The organism is Roseivivax sp. CAU 1753 (assembly GCF_054482575.1).
The window spans coordinates 125129-144363 of sequence record NZ_JBTLRF010000004.1; the positions used below are offsets into that span (position 1 = coordinate 125129).

Here is a 19235-nt window from a genome sequence, read left to right on the forward strand (position 1 = left end):
ATCAACCCTCTGCCGTCATGGCGGCGCGCAGGCCCGTCGCATCGGGCGCTGGGGCGACACGTGCCATTTCGGCAGCATCGCCGACCGTCTCCTTCACCGCGATATCGATCGCTTTCAGCGTGTCCTCGGACAAGCCCGCCCCGAGCAGACGCTGTTTCAGGGCCGCGATCGGGTCGCGCATGGTGCGGGCCTTGCGCATCTGCGCAGCGGACAGCGCCTTGTCGGCGCTGGCCATTGCGTGTCCCTGAAAGCGGATTATCGTCGCCTCGAGCACCCTTGGCCCCAACCCCGCGCGCACCTCAGCCGCCGCCGCGCAGGCAGCCTCGGCCACCGCCACCACGTCCATCCCGTCCACGCCGCGACCCGGGATGCCATGCGCCGCGGCGCGATCCAGCAGGCCTTGCCCCCCGGGGACGGGGGCCACCCCCGGCGCGGTCCGGTTGTTCTCGATCACGAAGAGGATCGGCAGCCCCAGGCGCACCGCCAGATCGTAGGTCTCGGTAACCTGGCCCTGATGCGCAGCCCCGTCGCCCAGGGCGCAAAGGGTGATGCCGCCGGTCTTGTCATAGCGCTGGGCAAAGGCCAGCCCGGCCCCGATCGGCACATGTCCGCCGGGAATGCCATGCCCGCCGAAAAAGCCATGCCCGGGCGACGCCATGTGCATCGACCCGCCCTTGCCGCCGGAATAGCCGGTGGCCGCGCCCGTCATCTCGGCCAGGATGCGACCGGGGTCCATCCCTGCGGCCAGCATGTGCCCGTGACAGCGGTAGGATGCGATGCGCGCGTCGCCCTCTCGGGTCGCGGTCGCACAGCCGACGATCACCGCTTCCAGGCCGATGCACAGATGACAGAAACCGCCGATCCGCCCCATCCCGTAAAGCTGGCCCGCCTTTTCCTCGAAGCGTCGGATCAGCAGCATGTCGCAGTAATGGTCGCGCCAGGTGGCGATGGTGTCGCTGTCGGGGGGCATGCGGATCCTCGGGGTGGTGACGCGGCGAGTGGCTCGCCCGACGGTATGGCGCGCGATCGGCGTCGGCAATCAGCAATTGGGGACGTTGACGGCCAGCCCCCCGAGCGAGGTCTCCTTGTATTTCTCGGACATGTCGACGCCGACCTGACGCATGGTCTCGATGCAGGCGTCCAGCGGCACCAGATGCGCGCCATCGCCGCGCAGCGCCAGAGATGCCGCCGAGATCGCCTTGATCGCGCCCAGACCGTTGCGTTCGATGCAGGGCACCTGCACGAGGCCCCGCACCGGGTCGCAGGTCATGCCCAGATGATGCTCGAGCGCGATCTCCGCGGCGTTCTCGACCTGCTCGGGGGTGCCGCCCATGACCGCGCAGAACCCCGCCGCCGCCATCGCCGCCGCCGCGCCCACCTCGGCCTGACAGCCCGCTTCCGCCCCCGAGATCGAGGCGTTGTATTTCACCAGACCGCCGATGGCCGCCGCGGTCAGCAGGAAATCCGGCAGCCGCGCGCGGTCCGCGTTCGGCACATGATCGAGCCAGTAGCGGATCGTCGCGGGAACCACGCCCGCCGCCCCGTTGGTGGGCGCGGTCACCACCTGGCCCCCGGCGGCGTTTTCCTCGTTGACCGCCATGGCATAGACCGAGATCCAGTCGTTGATGGTATGCGGCGCGGTCAGGTTCATGCCCCTCTCGCCCTCCAGCGCGGTGCGGATCGCGCCAGCCCTGCGGCGCACATTGAGCCCGCCCGGCAGGTGCCCCGTGGCCTCGAGACCGCGATCCATGCACGCTGCCATGACCTCCCAGATCCGGGCAATCCCGGTGTCCAGCGCCCCGGCATGGCGGCGGGACAGCTCGTTGGCGCGCTTCATCTGCGCGATGCTCAGCCCCGAGGCGCGCGCCATCTCAAGCATCTGAGCGGCGGTCTTGAACGGATAGGGCACCGGCGGCCCGTCATCGGTGTCGCGCCCCTCGGCCAGTTCCGCCTCGGTCAGCACGAAGCCGCCGCCGACGGAATAATAGACCTCCTGCAGCAGCACGTCGCCCTGCGCATCCACCGCCTCGAGCCGCATGCCATTGGCGTGCCCGGGCAGGGCTGTGTCATAGTCGAAGCGCAGATCCCGGTCCGGATCGAAGGCAAGCGGCGGCAGTCCCTCCGGGGTCAGACGCCGGTCCTGCGCAATGCGTGCAAGTTCGGCCCCGGCGCGGTCGCGATCATAGGTTTCCGGCGCAAACCCCGCGAGGCCCAGGATCACCGCGCGGTCGGTGGCATGCCCGACGCCGGTAAAGGCCAGCGAGCCGTGCAAGGATCCGCGCACCCCGCTGAACTTGTAGCCGGATGCCCGCATGGCCTGCAGGAAACGCGCCGCCGCCACCATCGGCCCCATGGTGTGCGACGAGGATGGCCCGATGCCGACCTTGAACATCTCGAAGACAGACAGAAACATCGCGGCACATCCACTTCCACGTCCCGATTCGGGGCCACCCTAGCAAGACACCGCGCGCGCCGGCGTTCAAAAACGGCATCTCGGGCAGAACCGCGGCCAAAGCCGCGCATTTGCCCCTCGCACCGCATGGCGTCTGCGCCTATAAGGACCGCGCCGCCACCAAAGGGGATGCCCATGTCCGGAGAGTTGTCGCCGATCGACAAGGCCAAGTATGTCGCCGCCAAGACCGCCGCCGACCTGGTCGAGGACGGCATGCGCGTGGGCCTCGGCACCGGCTCGACCGCCGCCTGGCTGGTGCGCTGCCTGGGCGAAATGGTGCGCGAGGACGGGCTCCGGATCCGCGGCGTTCCGACCTCGTCGCGCACCGCCGAACTGGCCCGCGATGTCGGCATCGAGGTGATCTCGCTCGACGAGGCGCGCTGGCTCGACCTGACCATCGACGGCGCGGATGAATTCGATCCCGAGCTCAACCTGATCAAGGGCGGCGGCGGCGCGCTGCTGCAGGAAAAGATCGTCGCCACCGCCTCGGACCAGATGGTGGTAATCGCTGACGCCGCCAAGGAGGTCTCGACCCTCGGCCATTTCCCCCTCCCGGTCGAGGTGGTGCCCTTCGGCTGGCAGACCACCCAGACCCTGATCGAGGAGTTGCTGATCTCGATGGATGTGATGGGGCGCAAGTCCTCGCTGCGCATGACCGGCGACCGCCCCTTCATCACCGACGAGGGCAATTACATCATCGACCTGCATCTCGGCCGCATCGGCAATGCGCGGCAGATGGCGCTGGTTCTGAACCAGATGCCCGGCGTGGTCGAGAACGGTCTGTTCATCGACATCTGCGACAAGGTCATCATCGGCTATGGCGACGGGCGCTGCGAGATGCGCGATATCAACGAAGGCACCGTCAGTGAAACGCGGCTGGACTTCGTCGAGGACGACAACCTGTTCAGCGATATCTGACGCCGCGTCCCGCAGCGCCGCCCATCCGCGCGCACCTGTCACGATCGGACCGGAAATACTCCGGGGGTGCGGGGGCAGAGCCCCCGCTGCGCAACCGGCCCCGCCGTCTGCGGACCTGCCGGTATGGCGCATTGGCGGGCCACGCGCCGCGGCGGCCCGATCCTTGCCCTTACCGTCTGGCCATCCGCGGCCCCGTGTGGTCTACGGGCAGCAAACAGCATCGAGGTAAGACATGAGCGATTTCGACTATGATCTGTTCGTGATCGGCGGTGGCTCCGGCGGCGTGCGGGCCGCGCGCGTGGCCGCCAGCGAGGCGGACGCCAGGGTGGCCCTGGCCGAGGACAGCCGCTATGGCGGCACCTGCGTCATCCGCGGCTGCGTGCCGAAAAAGCTGATGGTCTTCGCCTCCGAGTTTTCCGACGCCGCCGAGAATGCGCAAGGCTACGGCTGGTCGATGCAGCAGGGCGACTTCGACTGGTCGGTCTTTTCCGATCGCCTGCACACCGAACTCGACCGCCTCGAGGGGGTCTACAAGTCGCTGCTCGACGGTACCGGCGTCGAGCGGTTCGACATACGCGCCACGATCAAGGATCCGCACACCGTGTCCCTGTCCGACGGCACCGAGAAGACCGCCAAGCACATCCTCGTGGCCACGGGTGGCCGCCCGGTGCGCCCGGATCTGCCCAATGCCCAGCTTGGCATGGTGTCCGACGATGTCTTCCTGATGACCGAGTTGCCAAAGTCGATCCTGATCATCGGCGGCGGCTACATCGCCTGCGAGATGGCGAACATCCTCGCGGGTCTCGGCGTCGAGGTGTCGCTCTACGTGCGCGGGGCACAGGTGCTCAACGGCTTCGACGACGAGGCGCGCGGCCTGATCGCCGAGGCGATGGAGGCGCGTGGCATCGAGATCCACACCGGCTCCAATATCGTCGAGATGCGCTGCGCCGAGCCGGGCGACTACGACGACGCGGCGACGCACGGCATGGGCGCGCCGGTCAAGGACGCGGGCGCGGTCGTGGGCGACAGCGGCATGGATGGCGGCAGTGACGGGGCGGCGGACGAGACCCGCAAGGGCCCGATCTGGGTCAAGGCCACCAATGGGCGCGAAAAGATCTTCGATGCGGTGCTGTTTGCCACCGGACGCAAGCCCAACAGCGACGACATGGGCCTGCAGGAGGTCGGCGTGAAGCTCGGTCGCGGCGGTGCCGTCCTGGTCGACGACTACAGCCAGACCGCCGTGCCCTCGATCTACGCCATCGGCGACGTGACCGACCGCGTCAGCCTGACGCCCGTGGCGATCCGCGAGGGCATGGCCTTCGTCGAGACGGTGTTCAAGGGCAACCCGACCCCGGTGGATCACGACCTGATCCCCTCGGCGGTCTTCACCCAGCCCGAGCTTGGCTCTGTCGGCATGTCCGAGGCCGACGCCACCGAGCAGGAGGAGGTCGAGATCTACTGCACCTCGTTCCGCCCGATGCACTCGGCCTTCATCGGCAAGCCGGACCGGGTGTTGATGAAGCTGATCGTCTCGAAGGAAAATCGCAAGATCCTGGGCTGTCACATCGTCGCACCGAACGCGGGCGAAATGATCCAGCTTGCGGGCATCGCGATCAAGATGGGTGCGACGAAAGAGGATTTCGACCGGACCTGCGCGGTGCATCCCACCATGTCCGAAGAGATCGTTACAATGCGTAAGCCGACGCGCACAGCTTGAATTGCGGGTCCGGCCTACCAGTTTTAGACCAATGTAGACTGCTTTGACGAAGGGAAGACACCACATGGCAGGCAATAGCGGCGGCCCATGGGGCGGCGGCGGGCAAGGGGGCGGCGACAACGGTTCGCAGCGCCCGCAAGGCGGCGGTGGCGGCGGCGGACGGCGTCCCGACAACAACCAGATGCCCGAAATCGACGAACTCGTGCGCAAGGGGCAGGAACGCCTGCGCGTCCTGATGGGCGGCAAGGACGATGGCAAGACCGGCGGCGGCGGTGGTGGCGGCGGCGGTCGCGGCTCCGGCTTCAGTCGCGGCACGGCGGTCATCGCGGTGCTGGTGGCCGCCGGTGTCTGGCTGTTCTCCAGCTTCTACACCGTCAAGCCGGAAGAGCAGTCGGTCGAGTTGTTCCTCGGCAAGTATTCCTCGACCGGATCGCCGGGCCTGAACATCGCGCCCTGGCCGTTCGTCACCTACGATGTGATCAACGTCACCTCCGAGCGCACCGAGAACATCGGCCAGCGTCGCGGTCGCGATGGCGACGGGCTGATGCTGACAACCGATGCCAACATCGTGGATATCGAGTTCCAGGTCGTCTGGAACATCAAGGATCCCGCGAAACTGCTGTTCAACATCCGTGACCCGCAGCTGACCGTTCAGGCGGTGTCGGAATCGGTGATGCGCGAAATCATCGCGGCGTCGAACCTCGCACCGATCCTCAACCGGGACCGGGGCGTGATCGCCGATACCGCGCTGCAGAACATCCAGGAAACGCTGGACGAGTACGATTCGGGCATCAACGTGGTCCGTGTCAACCTCGACCAGGCCGATCCGCCCGCCGAGGTGATCGACGCCTTCCGCGAGGTGCAGGCCGCCGAACAGGAACGCGACCGGCTTCAGCGGCAGGCCGACGCCTATGCCAACCGTGTCCTCGCCGAGGCCCGCGGCCAGGCGGCGCAGACGCTCGAACAGGCCGAGGGCTACCGTGCCCGCGTGGTCAACGAAGCCATCGGTGAGGCGTCGCGCTTCATCTCGGTCGCGCAGGAGTTCAACCAGGCCCCCGAGGTCACGCAACGTCGTCTCTACCTCGAGACGATCGAGCGCACCCTCGGCGCGATCGACAAGATCGTGCTCGACGAGGCCAGCCCGGACAGTGGCCAGGGCGTGTTGCCCTATCTGCCGCTCAATGAGCTGAACCGTGGACGCACCCAGACCGGAGGGTCGAACTGATGAATAAGATCAACATATTGATCGGTGTCGTCGTTCTGATCGTGGTGGGCACGCTGTCGGCGCTGTTCATCGTCGATGAACGCGAAAAGGCGCTGGTCCTGCAATTCGGCCAGATCAAGCAGGTCCGCGAAGAGCCGGGCATCGGCTTCAAGGTGCCCTTCATCCAGGAAGTGGTGAAATACGACGACCGCATCCTGTCGCTCGATACCGACACCATCGAGGTCACGCCCTCGGATGACCGCCGCCTCGTGGTCGATGCCTTTGCGCGCTACCGCATCGCCGATGTGGTGCAGTTCCGGCAGGCCGTCGGCGTGGGCGGCATCCGCGCCGCAGAGGACCGGCTGTCGTCGATCCTGAACGCGCAGATCCGCGAAGTTCTGGGTGCCGATCAGGTCACCTCCGACACCATCCTGTCGGAAGATCGCCGCAGCCTCGCGGTGCGGATCCGGGCACAGGCACGGACCCAGGCCGACAGCCTTGGCCTTGAAATCGTCGATGTGCGGCTGAAGCAGACCAACCTGCCGCAGCAGAACCTCGATGCGACCTTCGCCCGGATGCGGGCCGAGCGCGAACGCGAAGCGGCGGACGAGATCGCACGCGGTAACGAGGCGGCCCAGCGGGTCCGCGCCGCAGCCGACCGGACCGTGGTCGAGACCACGTCGCAAGCCAACCGCGAAGCCGACATCGTGCGCGGTGAAGCGGACGCCGTGCGGAACCGGGTCTATGCCGAAGCCTTCGGCGACAACCCCGAGTTCTTCTCGTTCTACCGGTCGCTCTCGGCACTCGAGACGTCGATGAACAGCAGCAACTCGACGCTGGTCATCTCGCCCGACAGCGAATTTGTCGGGCCCTTGTTCGAAGCGATCCGGGCCGAGGGTCTTTCGGCGGTCGCGTCGTCGAACACCGATGTCGACGCGCTGCGCCAGCTGGCCCCCGCGTCCGAGTTGTCTCCGGACCTTCCGGACAGCGCGCGCGACCAGATCGAACGCAGCAACGAAGAGGCCGAGCAGGACATCCGCCAGCGGTCGGACGACGCCGTGAACGAAGACGACGCCGCGAACGAAGACGACGGCGCTGCCGTGGGGAACTGACCCATGCAGGCCGAAACGCTTCTGGTGATGCTTGCCGGAGTGCTGATCGTGGAGGGGCTGGCCTATGCGCTGGCCCCTTCGCTTGTGGAACGTGTGCTCGAGGCGCTGTCGGCGATGCCGCTGGACCAGCGCCGGGCGCTGGGCTTGCTGACATGCGTGACGGGCGTCATCGTGCTTTGGCTGGCGCTCTGACCAGCCTGGTCGCCGCGGGGCTTTCGCCCCCTGCGCACCCGGCGCTGGCCCGCCCGGACCCGACATTGCATTGCGACCAGGAAGAATTCTGCCCATGACCAAGGATGCGCGTCCGGTTCTGTCCGTCATCGTCCGACGCTTCCGGCCCGCGCTGAAGGACGACATCACCGCAGCGCTTGCACGGCTGCAGCAGGCGGCGCACGATCCCCGGCTATCTCGGCGAACAGAACAGCCTGTCGGAAGGCGAGACCACCTGCGAGCTGGTCACCGTCTTTGCCTTCGACTCGCGCAGGAACCTGGAACGCTGGGAACGCAGCACGCTGCGCATCCAGTTTCTGGCGGAACTGGACCGGCATCCGCAGGAAAGCTCGAAACACACGACCTTCGACGATCTGGCGCGCCTGCTGCACCCCCGGTCGCACGTCAGCAAGATCGAGGTGGTCCTGATCCTGATCTTCTGGATCGTCGTGCTCGGCGGACTGCTCGATTACCTTGCCGACATTATTCTGCCCGGGGCGGTGCCGCCGATGGCGCGAAGCGTGCTCCTGATCTCGGTCAACGTGATCCTGATCAGCTATGTCTTCCTGCCGCGCACCAGCATGGCGCTGACCCGCCTCAAGATGCGGTTATCCGCCGCGCGCAAGGGCCGACGTGGTGCCCCGTGACGCCCCGTGGCGGTCACTTGCCGTGTTGCGCGCGGAATTTCCCAAGTCACATCCCCTTGACCGGTACGATCGACCTTTGAGACCTTGAGAAATCCGCCTATCTTGTGCCCAGAGATATCAGATCGGCTGTTTAATGCCGGTCCAAGACCGAAAGGGAGCCCCACTTGACCGCCCATACCATCGCCCGGATCCGGGATCCGCGACCGGCCCTGCGCCTGTTCTGGCTTGCCAGCCTCTCGATCGTCCTGATCGTCGCGCAATCCGTCCTCGTCAGTGCGCAGGGCAACGCGCCGCGCAGCTTTGCCGACCTGGCCGAGCGGATCAGCCCGTCGGTCGTCAACATCACCACCGAGACCACCGTCGCGGGGCGCACCGGACCGCAGGGCATCGTGCCCGAAGGGTCTCCGTTCGAGGACTTCTTCCGCGAGTTCCAGGACCGCAACGGCGAAGGCGACCGGCCGCGCCGGTCTTCGGCGCTGGGCTCGGGCTTCGTGATCTCCGAGGACGGCTTCGTGGTCACCAACAATCACGTGATCGAAGGTGCGGACGAAATCCTGATCGAGTTCTTTTCCGGTCTGGAACTGCCCGCCAAGGTGATCGGCACCGACCCCAACACCGACATCGCGCTGCTCAAGGTCGAGGCCGACATGGCGCTGCCCTTCGTCAGCTTCGGCGACAGCGATGTCGCCCGCGTCGGCGACTGGGTCATGGCGATGGGAAATCCGCTGGGGCAGGGCTTCTCGGTCTCGGCAGGTATCGTCTCGGCGCGCAACCGGGCGCTTTCGGGCACCTATGACGACTACATCCAGACCGATGCCGCCATCAATCGCGGCAATTCCGGCGGTCCGCTGTTCAACATGGACGGCGAGGTCATCGGCGTGAACACCGCGATCCTGTCGCCCACAGGCGGCTCCATCGGCATCGGCTTCTCGATGGCGTCGAACGTGGTCACCCGCGTGGTCGACCAGCTACAGGAATTCGGTGAAACCCGGCGCGGCTGGCTTGGCGTGCGCATCCAGGACGTGACCGATGACGTGGCCGAGGCGATGGGTCTCCCCTCGACCAAGGGCGCGCTTGTCACCGACGTGCCGGAAGGCCCGGCGAAGGACTCGGGCATGTTGTCCGGCGATGTCATCATGAAGTTCGACGGGCGCGACGTGATCGACACGCGCGGCCTGGTCCGCCAGGTTGGCAACACCGCCGTCGGCAAGACCGTGCGCGTGGTGGTCAACCGCGACGGGGCCACCGAAACGCTGATGGTGACGCTGGGCCGCCGCGAGGACGCGGAATCCGCCGACAGCGACACCCCGCCCGAGGCCGAACCCGCGACGCCGTCATCCTCGGACATCCTGGGCCTGACGCTGACGCCGCCGACACCCGAACTGGCCGAGGAATACGGCTTCGATGCCGGTGCGTCCGGCCTGGTCGTGACCGCCGTGGACGAGGCCACCGAGGCTTTCGAAAAAGGCATGCGGGCGGGCGATGTCATCACCGAGGCAGGCCGCGCCCCGGTGACCGAGATTGCCGACCTCGAAGCGCGCATCACCGAGGCGCGCGACGCCGGGCGCAAGTCCATCCTGCTTCTGGTGCGGCGGGCAGGCGACCCGCGTTTCGTGGCGCTCGGCCTCGAACAGTGATCCTGCCGGACTGCCGGACTGGGATCGGAAAAGGGGCGCGTGATGCGCCCCTTTTTTCATGTCCCGACCCTGCGCTTCCTGTCCCGACCGCGTGTTATGGCCCGCCTGTCCGGCCAGCCCTTGTGTCACAGGGCCTCAAGCTCCGGCAGATCGATGGCGATCAGCCCAAGGCTCTTGGCCGTCTCCAGCGCCAGCTTGTCGCTGTCCAGACCCCGGGCTGTCTGATACGCCCGGATCGCCGCCCGCGTTGGCGGGTCCATGCGCTCGGTCACCGCGCCGCCGTAGAAGTTCCGCGCCAGTAGTGCCCGTTGCAGCGTGCCGATGAACTCGGGCGTGAAGACCGGCGGGCAGGGTGCCGGAAAGCGCAGTTCCGCCCCCGGGCGGACCAGTTCGGACACGGTGGTGTTGCGATAGATCGGCGCGCGGGTCACGGTGCCGTCCGCATCGACCTCGGCCGGGACCACCAGAACCTGGCTTGGAACCTCGACATAGGCGGCCGGCGTCCGCTCGGTGGCATAGCAGCCGCCGGCGGGATCGGGGCGGGAATCGTCGTCGCCAAGCCCCATCGTGTTGAAGCCCGGTCGGACATCCTTTTCGGGTGCGTCGCCCAGCGGCGTGCAGGCCACGGCAAGCGCAAGACAGGCGACAGGCGCCGCGATGCGGATCATGGGATGGACGGGCCTCTGCTCTGCCTCTGTTGCGGCAAGTCTACCCTGTTTCGCCGCCTCGCGAAAGCGCCTCGGACGGGGTCAGCAATCGGTCGAGCATGGCCGAGATATCCTCGATCTGCTCGGCGATGACATGGGTCACGCTGTTCTCGCGCTGCAGCCGCCCGGTCACCCGCAGCATCCGCCCCGAGATCACCGCGCGGCGAAAGCGTTCGTACATGGCGCGCCAGACGATGACATTGACCACCCCGGTCTCGTCCTCCAGCGTCAGAAAGATCACCCCTTTCGCGGTGCCGGGCCGCTGCCGCAGAATCACCAGCCCCGCCACGGCGATGCGCGCGCCCTGCGGTGGCACGCCCAGACGCTCTGCGGTCAGGCAGGACGGCGGGCGCGGCCAGTCGGTATGGGCGGAAGAGGACAGGATCTGCATGAGAACGAATATAGAACATTTGCCGTCGCAGGCAATCCCGTGACGACTCCCCCCTTTATCCTTGCCAGAGCCTCCCCTAGGTAGACGGGACAGCAGTCCCAGGAGAGCGATGAATGGCGAAGATCACCTATATCGAGCATAACGGCACAGAACATGTGGTCGACGTGAAGAATGGCCTGACCGTGATGGAGGGCGCGCGCGACAACGGCATTCCCGGCATCGAGGCCGATTGCGGCGGTGCCTGCGCCTGTTCCACCTGCCATGTCTACGTGGATCCCGACTGGGTCGACAAGCTGCCCGCCAAGGACGACATGGAGGAAGACATGCTCGACTTCGCGTTCTCGCCCGATCCGGTACGCTCGCGGCTGACCTGCCAGCTCAAGGTCTCTGACGCGCTTGACGGCCTGAAGGTGCAGATGCCCGAAAAGCAGATCTGAATGCGCGGCGCACTGATCCTCGCGATGCTTGCCGCGGCGCAGGCCACCGGTGCCGCCGGGTCCGAGATCGTGGCCGCGCGCTATGACGGTCCGACGACACGCTACGATCACGGCGTGCTCGGTGACGCGGTCGAGCATGAGGACCTGGTGGTGACGCTGTCCGACGGACGCCAGGTCACCGCCCACTGGGCCGCGCCGATGGTTTTCGAGGACACCGCGCCGCGCCTCGCGGATGTGGACGGCGACGGCAAGCCCGAGGTGATCGCGGTCGAGACCCATGCCGACCTCGGCGCGCGGCTGGCGATCTGGCGCTGGGACGGCACCCAGCTCGCGCATCTCGCCACCGGTGCCTTCATCGGCCAGACGCGGCGCTGGCTTGCCCCCGCGGGGGTCGCCGACCTCGATGGCGATGGCCGGATCGAGATCGCCTACGTGGACCGCCCGCATCTCGCGAAAACACTGCGGCTGGTCCACATCGAAGGCGTCGCGCTGGTCGAGATCGCGGCTCTGGGCGGTGTCAGCAACCACCGCATTGGCTGGGACGACATCATCGGCGGTGTCGCAACCTGTGCGACACCGCCCGCACTGATCCTCGCCCGGGGCGATTGGTCGACACTCGTCGCTGTCACCTATGATGGCACCGGCCTGACCGCCGGGACGCGCGGCCCCTGGTCCCGCGCCGCCGCCAGTGCCGCCCTGGCCTGCCGCTCGCAATAGGCACCGACCGTCGCACCACCGGAACACCGATCGCGTGCCCCTCGCGCCCCCCTGCCTTTCCATTTCACGAAATACGCCGGGGGTGAATTCGGCCCTCGGGCCGAAGAGGGGGCAGCGCCCCCTTGCCGTCCGCGTCCGCTTGCCGACGCCCGGACCATGCCTCCACGGTCGCGGCGGGTGCCTCATCCATCGTCGACCGGCGCTGCGATAACAGGGGCAGCGGGGCACTTGCGCGGCGTGCCGTCAGCGCACCGGATCGAGCAGCGCGTCGCTCAGCTCGCAATCGCGGACCACGTCGCGCCCGCAGGGCACCGGCTCCAGCGTCTTCGACAGGCACAACCGCGCCTCCTGGATGCGGCCTTCGCGGCAGGTGATCGTCAGCATGTCCGGCTCAAGCTGCGGGTTGTCTTTCAGAAACGCCGCCTCCACCACCGACGCGGGCAGGGTCACGGGGACCGTCAGGCGGGTGAAGACATCCGGCAGGACCACCGCGTCGAACGCCTCTTCCGCGGTTGCGTAATAGGCCTCGGCGGTCAGCCCCGAGCAGGTGCCGTGCTTCTTCCACTGGTACCAGGCCAGACCAGACGTGCCCATGACGTCGGCCATGTCCGCCGTCATCGCACGGCTCGGCGGCGCGTGCGGCGTGTGGCAATAGGACGGCCAGCCGGTCTCGTTCTGCGGCCAGAGCCCGTGCAGGATCCAGCCCGCATCCCGGTCCGCGTCGCATTGCGGCGACCGGCGCATATCGCCTTCCAGCGCGCACCAGGTCGGCGACCAGCTCATGGCCAGCACGTAATAGTCGAACGCGCCGGCGATCTCGCCCTCGGCAGGAGCCGCCGACGCCGCGAACACCGCCAGACAAGCGAGACTGATTTTCTCTTTCCACTTTCGCATGTCGTGACTATATAGCAGCCAAGTTTCCCGACAATGGTGACTGTCCCGGCCAGCCGGGACGCGGCTGGGTCCAGGCCCGGTCAGCCGAAGAAGATATGGTAAGGAGAGTTTCATGGCCAAGCTGTTGCACCCCAAGGCCACCGCGGTCTGGCTTGTGGATAACACAACCCTGACCTTCAAGCAGATCGCCGATTTCACCGACATGCACGAGCTTGAGATCCAGGGCATTGCCGATGGCGACGTGGCCACCGGCGTCAAGGGCTTCGACCCGGTGACCAACAATCAGCTGACGCAGGACGACATCGATCGCGCCGAGAAGGACCCGGCGCAATCGCTCAAGCTCAAGCACAACCCCGCCGCGGTTGACGAAGACAAGCGGCGCGGCCCGCGCTACACGCCGCTGTCCAAGCGTCAGGACCGGCCCGCCTCGATCCTGTGGCTGGTGAAGTTCCACCCGGAATTGTCGGATGGCCAGATCTCCAAGCTGGTGGGCACCACCAAGCCGACGATCCAGTCGATCCGCGAACGCACGCATTGGAACATCTCGAGCCTGCAACCCATCGACCCCGTGGCTCTTGGCCTCTGCCGCCAGTCCGAACTGGACGCGGCGGTGGCCAAGGCCTCCAAGGGTGTGGACCAGGTGATGAACGACGACGAGCGCCGCAAGCTGGTCTCGACCGAGCAGTCGCTGGGCATGGATACCGAACAGCGCCTGCCGTCGAACATGGAGGGGCTCGAGACGTTCTCGCTCTCCGATCCGCGCGACGACGAAAAGGAAAAGCCCGACAGCGACTACGCCGACGCGGAATCCTTCTTCAACCTGCCCGATGGCGGCAATGACGATGACGACGACGATGAGGACGAGGGTCACGGCAAAGCCAAGCGCTGATCCCGACTTTCGCCACCCGAGCGTCACACAACACACCCGCGCCCCGGCGCGGGTGTTCTGGTTTGCGGTGCCGGGGTAATGGGGGGGCGACTTGCGGAGAACCCTCAAGTTTGCCGTGCCTGAGCCAGTGGCACGCTTTGTGGCGCGGACAAAAACGGTCGATTCCGCCGATGACAGAAACGGTTGAGTTTTGGCACATCCTGCGGTGCGGAGAAGGTCCGGAACGAGCCCTAGACCAACGGATGCTGCAACCGGTACCAAAGTCGGCTTTAAGGCGCGCTCAAATGATACGAAAGTTAACCTTTTGCGACCTCCCACTCATGGTATGCGAAAACGTCCGACCCGAGCCCTGATATCGAAAGCCGACAAATGCCGATTTGCGCGTTTTGCCAAAGAGATTGTGAGCTATGCGCGTCGCATTCAATTCCCGATGGGTTCTTCAAAGCTATTTCAAGGCGCAATAACGGGCAACTTATCAGCATACCAAAAGGCAAAGGTAAGATCGGGTTAAGTCAGAACACCGGCAAGGCAAAATTGCTCTGCCGGGAATGCGAAGCTAATTTCAACAAGAATTTCGATAGCCCACTTACCAACGCCCTCAAGGCGTGGGACAAGCAGATTAAAGCCGACGGCCTCGGCGTCAGGTATGAGTTTTCGCCAAATCACCTTGCCCAGTGCCTTGCGTCGGTCTGCTGGAGGGCGAGCGTGACGGGCAATAGTATGTATGCGAATGCAAGGGTTAGTGTGCGCGACAGGGCACGGCTCTTAGCCCTTTTATTAGGCGGCCGGGAAAATACGCTGAAATCCTGTTCTTGTTCCATCAAGAGGCTCTACGATAAACGCCCGCCCACTGACGGGGGATTTTCACAGGAGGTTGTCTCGGGCATCATCCTTCCTGTGAACGCATACAGGATCAGCAAGAAGGGCAAGAAGCCCGGAAACCATTTCGCGTTCGCTTTGCTGGTGCAGGGCTTCTTGTGTCACCTCATGATACCACGCCTTCCACATGCGCTTCGCGTCGGCCCTGCGTTCCTTAAGCCTTCAAAGACTTCGATGCACGCGCCGCCACAGTATTTTGCGGACTACAAGCCTCTGATGGACGCAATGGTTGCAGGCTTGGGAAAGCATCTTGAAGGACAGTCTACGTTAAAGGAGTGATGGTGCAGAAGGGAAAGCTTCAACTGGTTCCCGTTTCGCAATAGGCGACATTGGCGCAACCGCAGCGAAATGGTGCTTTGTCCCGCACACCGGACATAAACCCCCTGTCAGAACCATTGCGCCAAAAAAGGCCGTTTTTGGCGCTGGTGGTCTGCCCACTAAAGACATTGAAAATTCTTGTGACACAAACCCTTGGCAAAACCCTTGCGGTTTTGTCACATTTTTGGCCGACCTGTTGCCGATACCGGCGCAGTACGCCGATCGCGTCTTCGGATACGAATGCCGCGCGGGGGGCACCCGGATCGTCGGCCAGTTCGGATGCCTGCCGGTATCTGTCACCCGGCTTTTCCTTCAGCGCCTCCTGTGACCCAGACGACGGATGTCATACCGGCCGAAGCCGACCATCCTCATATCGTAAAAGGCTTTCTGGAGGCCCTCGAAGCTGTCACACGCGCCCACGGCCTCGGGAAGCTCGAGGATGGTCGTCCTGTGTTCTGTGTCCGCGGGATCGGTCATCTGATCTCCCGCCTTTGCAAATTGTGCCTGGAAGGCTCATTTAATACCCTGAGCCGGGTATGTGTCGACGCATATCAAAGATGCTCCGTGCCATTGGGCACCGATCGCAATCCAGAGGAGACCCGCCATGCAGGGCTTTGCCGACAACATAGAAAAACTGACCGAGGACAACGATAATTTCCGCCAGGTTCTCTATACGGGTCAGAACCTTCAGCTGGTGCTGATGGCGCTGAAGCCCGGTGAGGAGATCGGCGAAGAGATCCATGACGACCGCGACCAGTTCTTCCGCTTCGAGACTGGTACCGGAGAGGTGCGGATCGACGACGTCGTCAACAAGGTCAAGGCTGATGACGGCGTGATCGTGCCCGCCGGAGCCAAACACAATGTGGTCAATACCGGCTCGGAGCCGCTCCGGCTTTACACCATTTACGGGCCGCCAGAGCACCTGGACGGCACAGTTCACGCAACCAAGGCGGACGCGGACTCATCCCACGAGCATTTCGACGGGAAAACGACGGAATAAGAGGTCGCTGCCACGCATTCCCGGACGGGTTCGAGTGGCAGCCACCGACCGGCGTTTTTGTGGCATCGCCCCCTGTCGCCCGCGACGGGTCGTGCAGTGCGCGGCATCCCGGAATCCGGCGCGCAGGCCGACATCGGGGCCCATCACGTGCGCCGATACCTCACGGCAATGCCCGGGTGGCAACGGCTTGTGTCGTTCCCGGCATGGCTTCCGTGGCCGCAACGAGGCCCCGCATCGGGTGCGGGGCGGGGGGGCGCAGGTTTCCGCGCTGTCGCAGAGGCCGCCACCCGACCGGGACCGTTACAGCCGTTTGCGCGCGTTCAGGGCCGCGCTGATCGTACCGTCGTCGAGGTAATCCAGCTCTCCGCCGATGGGCACGCCCTGGGCCAGCGACGACAGCGCCACGCGGCCCTCGAGCTGGTCGGCGATGTAATGCGCCGTGGTCTGCCCGTCGATTGTGGCGTTCAGCGCAAGGATCACCTCGGTGATTTCCTCGCTGCTCACCCGGTCCAGAAGCCGCGGGATGCGCAGGTCGTCCGGCCCGATCGCGTCCAGCGCCGACAGCGTCCCGCCGAGCACGTGGTAGCGCCCGGAAAATACGCCCGCGCGCTCCATCGCCCAAAGGTCTGCGACATCCTCGACGATGCACAACAGCCCCGTGGCGCGGCGGTCATCGGCGCAAATCTCGCAGATATCGGACATGCCGATATTGCCGCAGTTCAGGCATTCCCGCGCGGTTTTCGACACCTCGGCCATGCTCTCGGCCAGAGGCTGCAACAGCAGCCCGCGCTTGCGGATCAGGTGCAGCACCGCGCGCCGCGCCGAACGCGGCCCAAGCCCCGGAAGCTTGGCCATCAGGTCGATCAGCGAGTCGATCTCGGAGCGGTCCGCCACCGGTCTGACCCGCTCAGAACGGCAGATTCATGTCCTTGGGCAGCCCCATGCTTTCGGCCAGTTTGCCCATTTCCTGCTGGCTGCGTTCCTGCGCCTTGGCCTGCGCGTCCTTGATCGCCGCGAGGATCAGGTCCTCGACCACTTCCTTGTCGTCGCCATTGAAGATCGACGGATCGATATCAAGCGTCTTGAGCTCGCCCTTGGCCGAGCAGGTCGCCTTGACCAGCCCCGCGCCGGCCTGACCTTCGACCATGATGCTGTGCATTTCTTCCTGCAGAGCGGTCATCTTGGTCTGCATTTCCTGCGCGGCCTTCATCATCTTGCCCATGTCGCCGAGCCCGCCAAGTCCTTTTAACATCTCTCATCTCCTGCATGTCGGTGGTTCTCTGTGAGATACGAACCCGAAGGCCCGCCCACAAGGTCAGTCGTCCTCGAAAGGGTCCCATTCGTCCTCGACCTCGGGCAGGGCTTCGGCCTGCGCCTCGAGCGCCTCTTCCTCGGGGGTGGTGACCTTGAGGATGCGCGCCTTGGGAAACGCATCCATCACCGCGCGCACCATGGTGTGGCTTTCGGCGCTGGCCCGCAGCGCCTGTGCGTCGGCATCGCGGGTCTCGGCGATGGTCGCGGCGGCACAGTCATTGACCAGCGTGACGGCCCAGCGATTGCCGGTCCAACGGGTCAGCGCCGCCCCCAGACGCTGCGCGAGATCGGAGGCGGCATTGGCGGCGGGGGTAAACTCGATGCGGCCCGGCTGATAGGCGGCAAGGCGGACGCCGGTCTCGACCTCGATCAGCAGCTTCACGTCGCGATTGGCTCGGATCAGCTCCAGCACATGCTCGAAGCTGGGATAGCGCGACAGGGCCGCATCCGGCGCCACCGCCCGCAGCGCGCTGCCGAGCTGTGCCGATGGTCCCGCGGGCCCGCCATGGGCGGCGGCAGGGACGCCCTGCGCAGGGGGTGCCGATGCCTGCGGGGCATGGGCACCGCCGCCACCGCCGCCGCCGCCGCCGGGCGCAGGAGACGGCGCTTGCGGCGGGGCTTCGGATTGCAGCTTGCGCACCAGATCCTCGGGCGAGGGCAGTTCAGCCACATGGGTCAGCCGGATCACCGCCATCTCGGCGGCCATCATCGCGTTCGGGGCGGCGGCCACTTCGTCGAGCGCTTTCAGCAGCATCTGCCACATACGCGTCAGCGGTCGCATCCCCAGCGTCTGCGACAGCGACTGCCCGCGAGAGCGTTCCTCGGGCGATATGGTCGGGTCCTCGGCGGCCTCGGGGGTGATCTTCACCACCGAGATCCAGTGTGTGATCTCGGCCAGATCGCGCAGGATCGCCATCGGATCGGCCCCGTCGGCATATTGCGACGACAGTTCGGTCAGGGCCGCTGCCGCATCGCCGCGCATGATCGTCTCGAACAGGTCGAGCACACGGCCCCGGTCGGCCAGACCCAGCATGGCGCGGACCTGTTCGGCGGTGGTCTCTCCGGCACCGTGACTGATCGCCTGATCGAGCAGCGAGGTGGCGTCCCGGGCCGACCCTTCGGCGGCGCGGGTGATCAGCGCCAGCGCGTCGTCGGTGATCAGGGCGGCCTCTCCTCTGGCGATCCGTCGCAACAGCGCGATCATCACCTCGGGTTCAATGCGGCGCAGGTCGAAGCGCTGACAGCGTGACAGCACGGTGACCGGCACCTTGCGGATCTCGGTGGTGGCGAAGATGAATTTCACGTGGGCGGGGGGTTCTTCCAGCGTCTTCAACAGCGCGTTGAACGCGCTGGTCGACAGCATGTGAACCTCGTCGATGATGTAGATCTTGTAGCGCGCCGAGGCCGCCCGGTAGTGCACCGAATCGATGATCTCGCGCACGTCGCCAACGCCGGTGTTCGATGCGGCGTCCATTTCCAGCACGTCCACATGACGGCCTTCCATGATCGCGACGCAATGCTCGCAGGCCCCGCAGGGTTCGGTCGTCGGGCCGCTTCGCCCGTCGGGGCCGATGCAGTTGATGCCCTTGGCGATGATCCGCGCGGTGGTGGTCTTCCCGGTGCCCCGGATGCCGGTCATGATGAAGGCCTGCGCGATGCGGTCGGCGGCAAAGGCGTTCTTCAGGGTGCGCACCATGGCGTCCTGACCGACGAGATCGGCGAAGGTCTCGGGCCGGTACTTCCGGGCCAGGACCTGATAGGCGGGGGCGGTGTCTGTGTCGCTCATGGGGCG

Annotated in this window: 20 protein-coding genes; 12 read left to right on the top strand and 8 right to left on the bottom strand. The window is 65.8% G+C overall.

The window, feature by feature from the left end; all coding sequences use genetic code 11:
* Position 1 precedes the first annotated feature (1 nt).
* Together ACXYMN_RS10375 and ACXYMN_RS10380 are read right to left on the bottom strand one after the other, a co-directional pair.
* Positions 2-970: a thiamine pyrophosphate-dependent enzyme gene (locus tag ACXYMN_RS10375; protein ID WP_459013546.1), complete on the bottom strand. Its 969-nt coding sequence runs from the start codon at positions 968-970 to the stop codon at positions 2-4.
* Between the two features lie 69 nt (positions 971-1039).
* Entirely contained in the window at positions 1040-2413 is a 1374-nt protein-coding gene (locus ACXYMN_RS10380; RefSeq protein WP_459013548.1) for an L-serine ammonia-lyase, read from the bottom strand.
* Positions 2414-2587: 174 nt separating this feature from the next.
* Here ACXYMN_RS10380 and rpiA point away from each other — a divergent pair, with 174 nt between their 5' ends.
* From rpiA to ACXYMN_RS10415, 7 genes are all read left to right on the top strand, one after another.
* Positions 2588-3370, top strand: a complete 783-nt coding sequence (gene rpiA / locus ACXYMN_RS10385; protein ID WP_459013549.1) for a ribose-5-phosphate isomerase RpiA — start codon at positions 2588-2590, stop codon at positions 3368-3370.
* Between the two features lie 232 nt (positions 3371-3602).
* Entirely contained in the window at positions 3603-5087 is a 1485-nt protein-coding gene (locus tag ACXYMN_RS10390; RefSeq protein WP_459013550.1) for an FAD-dependent oxidoreductase, read from the top strand.
* Between the two features lie 64 nt (positions 5088-5151).
* Positions 5152-6312 (top strand): FtsH protease activity modulator HflK, encoded by a 1161-nt coding sequence (hflK, locus tag ACXYMN_RS10395; protein WP_459013551.1) that lies wholly within the window; start codon positions 5152-5154, stop codon positions 6310-6312.
* The gene (gene hflC, locus ACXYMN_RS10400) at positions 6312-7403 is read left to right on the top strand and encodes a protease modulator HflC (RefSeq protein ID WP_459013552.1); all 1092 of its coding nucleotides are present in this window, start codon (positions 6312-6314) and stop codon (positions 7401-7403) included. Before hflK ends, hflC begins: the two co-directional genes overlap by 1 nt.
* 3 nt (positions 7404-7406) lie before the next feature.
* On the top strand, positions 7407-7595 hold the full coding sequence (locus ACXYMN_RS10405; RefSeq protein WP_459013553.1) for a DUF2065 domain-containing protein: 189 nt from the start codon (positions 7407-7409) through the stop codon (positions 7593-7595).
* Positions 7596-7771: 176 nt separating this feature from the next.
* Positions 7772-8260, top strand: a complete 489-nt coding sequence (locus ACXYMN_RS10410; protein WP_459013555.1) for a hypothetical protein — start codon at positions 7772-7774, stop codon at positions 8258-8260.
* A 164-nt stretch (positions 8261-8424) separates the two neighbouring features.
* Positions 8425-9897 carry a Do family serine endopeptidase gene (locus ACXYMN_RS10415; protein ID WP_459013557.1) on the top strand — a complete coding sequence of 491 codons (1473 nt, stop codon included), beginning with the start codon at positions 8425-8427 and terminating at the stop codon, positions 9895-9897.
* 125 nt (positions 9898-10022) lie between these two features.
* Here the strand turns inward: ACXYMN_RS10415 and ACXYMN_RS10420 are convergent, their stop codons facing one another.
* On the bottom strand, positions 10023-10565 hold the full coding sequence (locus tag ACXYMN_RS10420) for a peptidoglycan-binding domain-containing protein (RefSeq protein WP_459013558.1): 543 nt from the start codon (positions 10563-10565) through the stop codon (positions 10023-10025).
* A gap of 40 nt (positions 10566-10605) precedes the next feature.
* Positions 10606-10995, bottom strand: a complete 390-nt coding sequence (locus ACXYMN_RS10425; RefSeq protein ID WP_459013559.1) for an OB-fold nucleic acid binding domain-containing protein — start codon at positions 10993-10995, stop codon at positions 10606-10608.
* Between the two features lie 113 nt (positions 10996-11108).
* On the opposite strand from ACXYMN_RS10425, the gene ACXYMN_RS10430 reads away from it, so the two are divergent.
* Together ACXYMN_RS10430 and ACXYMN_RS10435 are read left to right on the top strand one after the other, a co-directional pair.
* Positions 11109-11432, top strand: a complete 324-nt coding sequence (locus ACXYMN_RS10430) for a 2Fe-2S iron-sulfur cluster-binding protein (protein ID WP_459013560.1) — start codon at positions 11109-11111, stop codon at positions 11430-11432.
* Positions 11433-12149 carry an FG-GAP repeat domain-containing protein gene (locus ACXYMN_RS10435; RefSeq protein WP_459013561.1) on the top strand — a complete coding sequence of 239 codons (717 nt, stop codon included), beginning with the start codon at positions 11433-11435 and terminating at the stop codon, positions 12147-12149. It begins immediately after the preceding gene.
* A gap of 243 nt (positions 12150-12392) precedes the next feature.
* Here ACXYMN_RS10435 and ACXYMN_RS10440 read toward each other — a convergent pair whose 3' ends face one another.
* Positions 12393-13043 carry a ribonuclease T2 family protein gene (locus tag ACXYMN_RS10440; protein WP_459013562.1) on the bottom strand — a complete coding sequence of 217 codons (651 nt, stop codon included), beginning with the start codon at positions 13041-13043 and terminating at the stop codon, positions 12393-12395.
* Positions 13044-13155: 112 nt separating this feature from the next.
* Here ACXYMN_RS10440 and ACXYMN_RS10445 point away from each other — a divergent pair, with 112 nt between their 5' ends.
* The 3 genes from ACXYMN_RS10445 to ACXYMN_RS10455 all read left to right on the top strand — a co-directional run bounded on the left by ACXYMN_RS10445 (position 13156) and on the right by ACXYMN_RS10455 (position 16129).
* Positions 13156-13932, top strand: a complete 777-nt coding sequence (locus ACXYMN_RS10445) for a DUF1013 domain-containing protein (RefSeq protein ID WP_459013564.1) — start codon at positions 13156-13158, stop codon at positions 13930-13932.
* Positions 13933-14301: 369 nt separating this feature from the next.
* A complete protein-coding gene (locus ACXYMN_RS10450) occupies positions 14302-15090 on the top strand; it encodes a hypothetical protein (RefSeq protein WP_459013565.1) in 789 nt (262 codons plus the stop codon).
* 643 nt (positions 15091-15733) lie between these two features.
* On the top strand, positions 15734-16129 hold the full coding sequence (locus ACXYMN_RS10455; protein WP_459013567.1) for a cupin domain-containing protein: 396 nt from the start codon (positions 15734-15736) through the stop codon (positions 16127-16129).
* Positions 16130-16429: 300 nt separating this feature from the next.
* On the opposite strand, the gene recR is transcribed toward ACXYMN_RS10455, so the two are convergent.
* The 3 genes from recR to ACXYMN_RS10470 all read right to left on the bottom strand — a co-directional run bounded on the left by recR (position 16430) and on the right by ACXYMN_RS10470 (position 19229).
* On the bottom strand, positions 16430-17023 hold the full coding sequence (recR, locus tag ACXYMN_RS10460) for a recombination mediator RecR (protein ID WP_459013568.1): 594 nt from the start codon (positions 17021-17023) through the stop codon (positions 16430-16432).
* Between the two features lie 13 nt (positions 17024-17036).
* Complete coding sequence (locus ACXYMN_RS10465) at positions 17037-17381, bottom strand: YbaB/EbfC family nucleoid-associated protein (protein ID WP_459013570.1); 345 nt, start codon at positions 17379-17381, stop codon at positions 17037-17039.
* 63 nt (positions 17382-17444) lie between these two features.
* Positions 17445-19229: a DNA polymerase III subunit gamma/tau gene (locus ACXYMN_RS10470; RefSeq protein WP_459013571.1), complete on the bottom strand. Its 1785-nt coding sequence runs from the start codon at positions 19227-19229 to the stop codon at positions 17445-17447.
* Positions 19230-19235: the final 6 nt, after the last annotated feature.

Excerpts from the sequence above, each read along its gene's own strand:
- ACXYMN_RS10390 (WP_459013550.1), top strand. The coding sequence starts at position 3,603 with ATGAGCGATTTCGACTATGATCTGTTCGTGATCGGCGGTGGCTCCGGC.
- ACXYMN_RS10455 (WP_459013567.1), top strand. The coding sequence starts at position 15,734 with ATGCAGGGCTTTGCCGACAACATAGAAAAACTGACCGAGGACAACGAT.
- ACXYMN_RS10445 (WP_459013564.1), top strand. The coding sequence starts at position 13,156 with ATGGCCAAGCTGTTGCACCCCAAGGCCACCGCGGTCTGGCTTGTGGAT.
- hflC (WP_459013552.1), top strand. The coding sequence starts at position 6,312 with ATGAATAAGATCAACATATTGATCGGTGTCGTCGTTCTGATCGTGGTG.
- rpiA (WP_459013549.1), top strand. The coding sequence starts at position 2,588 with ATGTCCGGAGAGTTGTCGCCGATCGACAAGGCCAAGTATGTCGCCGCC.
- ACXYMN_RS10430 (WP_459013560.1), top strand. The coding sequence starts at position 11,109 with ATGGCGAAGATCACCTATATCGAGCATAACGGCACAGAACATGTGGTC.
- ACXYMN_RS10380 (WP_459013548.1), bottom strand. The coding sequence starts at position 2,413 with ATGTTTCTGTCTGTCTTCGAGATGTTCAAGGTCGGCATCGGGCCATCC.
- ACXYMN_RS10450 (WP_459013565.1), top strand. The coding sequence starts at position 14,302 with ATGCCGATTTGCGCGTTTTGCCAAAGAGATTGTGAGCTATGCGCGTCG.
- ACXYMN_RS10405 (WP_459013553.1), top strand. The coding sequence starts at position 7,407 with ATGCAGGCCGAAACGCTTCTGGTGATGCTTGCCGGAGTGCTGATCGTG.
- ACXYMN_RS10425 (WP_459013559.1), bottom strand. The coding sequence starts at position 10,995 with ATGCAGATCCTGTCCTCTTCCGCCCATACCGACTGGCCGCGCCCGCCG.
- ACXYMN_RS10375 (WP_459013546.1), bottom strand. The coding sequence starts at position 970 with ATGCCCCCCGACAGCGACACCATCGCCACCTGGCGCGACCATTACTGC.
- hflK (WP_459013551.1), top strand. The coding sequence starts at position 5,152 with ATGGCAGGCAATAGCGGCGGCCCATGGGGCGGCGGCGGGCAAGGGGGC.
- ACXYMN_RS10435 (WP_459013561.1), top strand. The coding sequence starts at position 11,433 with ATGCGCGGCGCACTGATCCTCGCGATGCTTGCCGCGGCGCAGGCCACC.
- ACXYMN_RS10465 (WP_459013570.1), bottom strand. The coding sequence starts at position 17,381 with ATGTTAAAAGGACTTGGCGGGCTCGGCGACATGGGCAAGATGATGAAG.
- ACXYMN_RS10440 (WP_459013562.1), bottom strand. The coding sequence starts at position 13,043 with ATGCGAAAGTGGAAAGAGAAAATCAGTCTCGCTTGTCTGGCGGTGTTC.
- ACXYMN_RS10420 (WP_459013558.1), bottom strand. The coding sequence starts at position 10,565 with ATGATCCGCATCGCGGCGCCTGTCGCCTGTCTTGCGCTTGCCGTGGCC.
- ACXYMN_RS10470 (WP_459013571.1), bottom strand. The coding sequence starts at position 19,229 with ATGAGCGACACAGACACCGCCCCCGCCTATCAGGTCCTGGCCCGGAAG.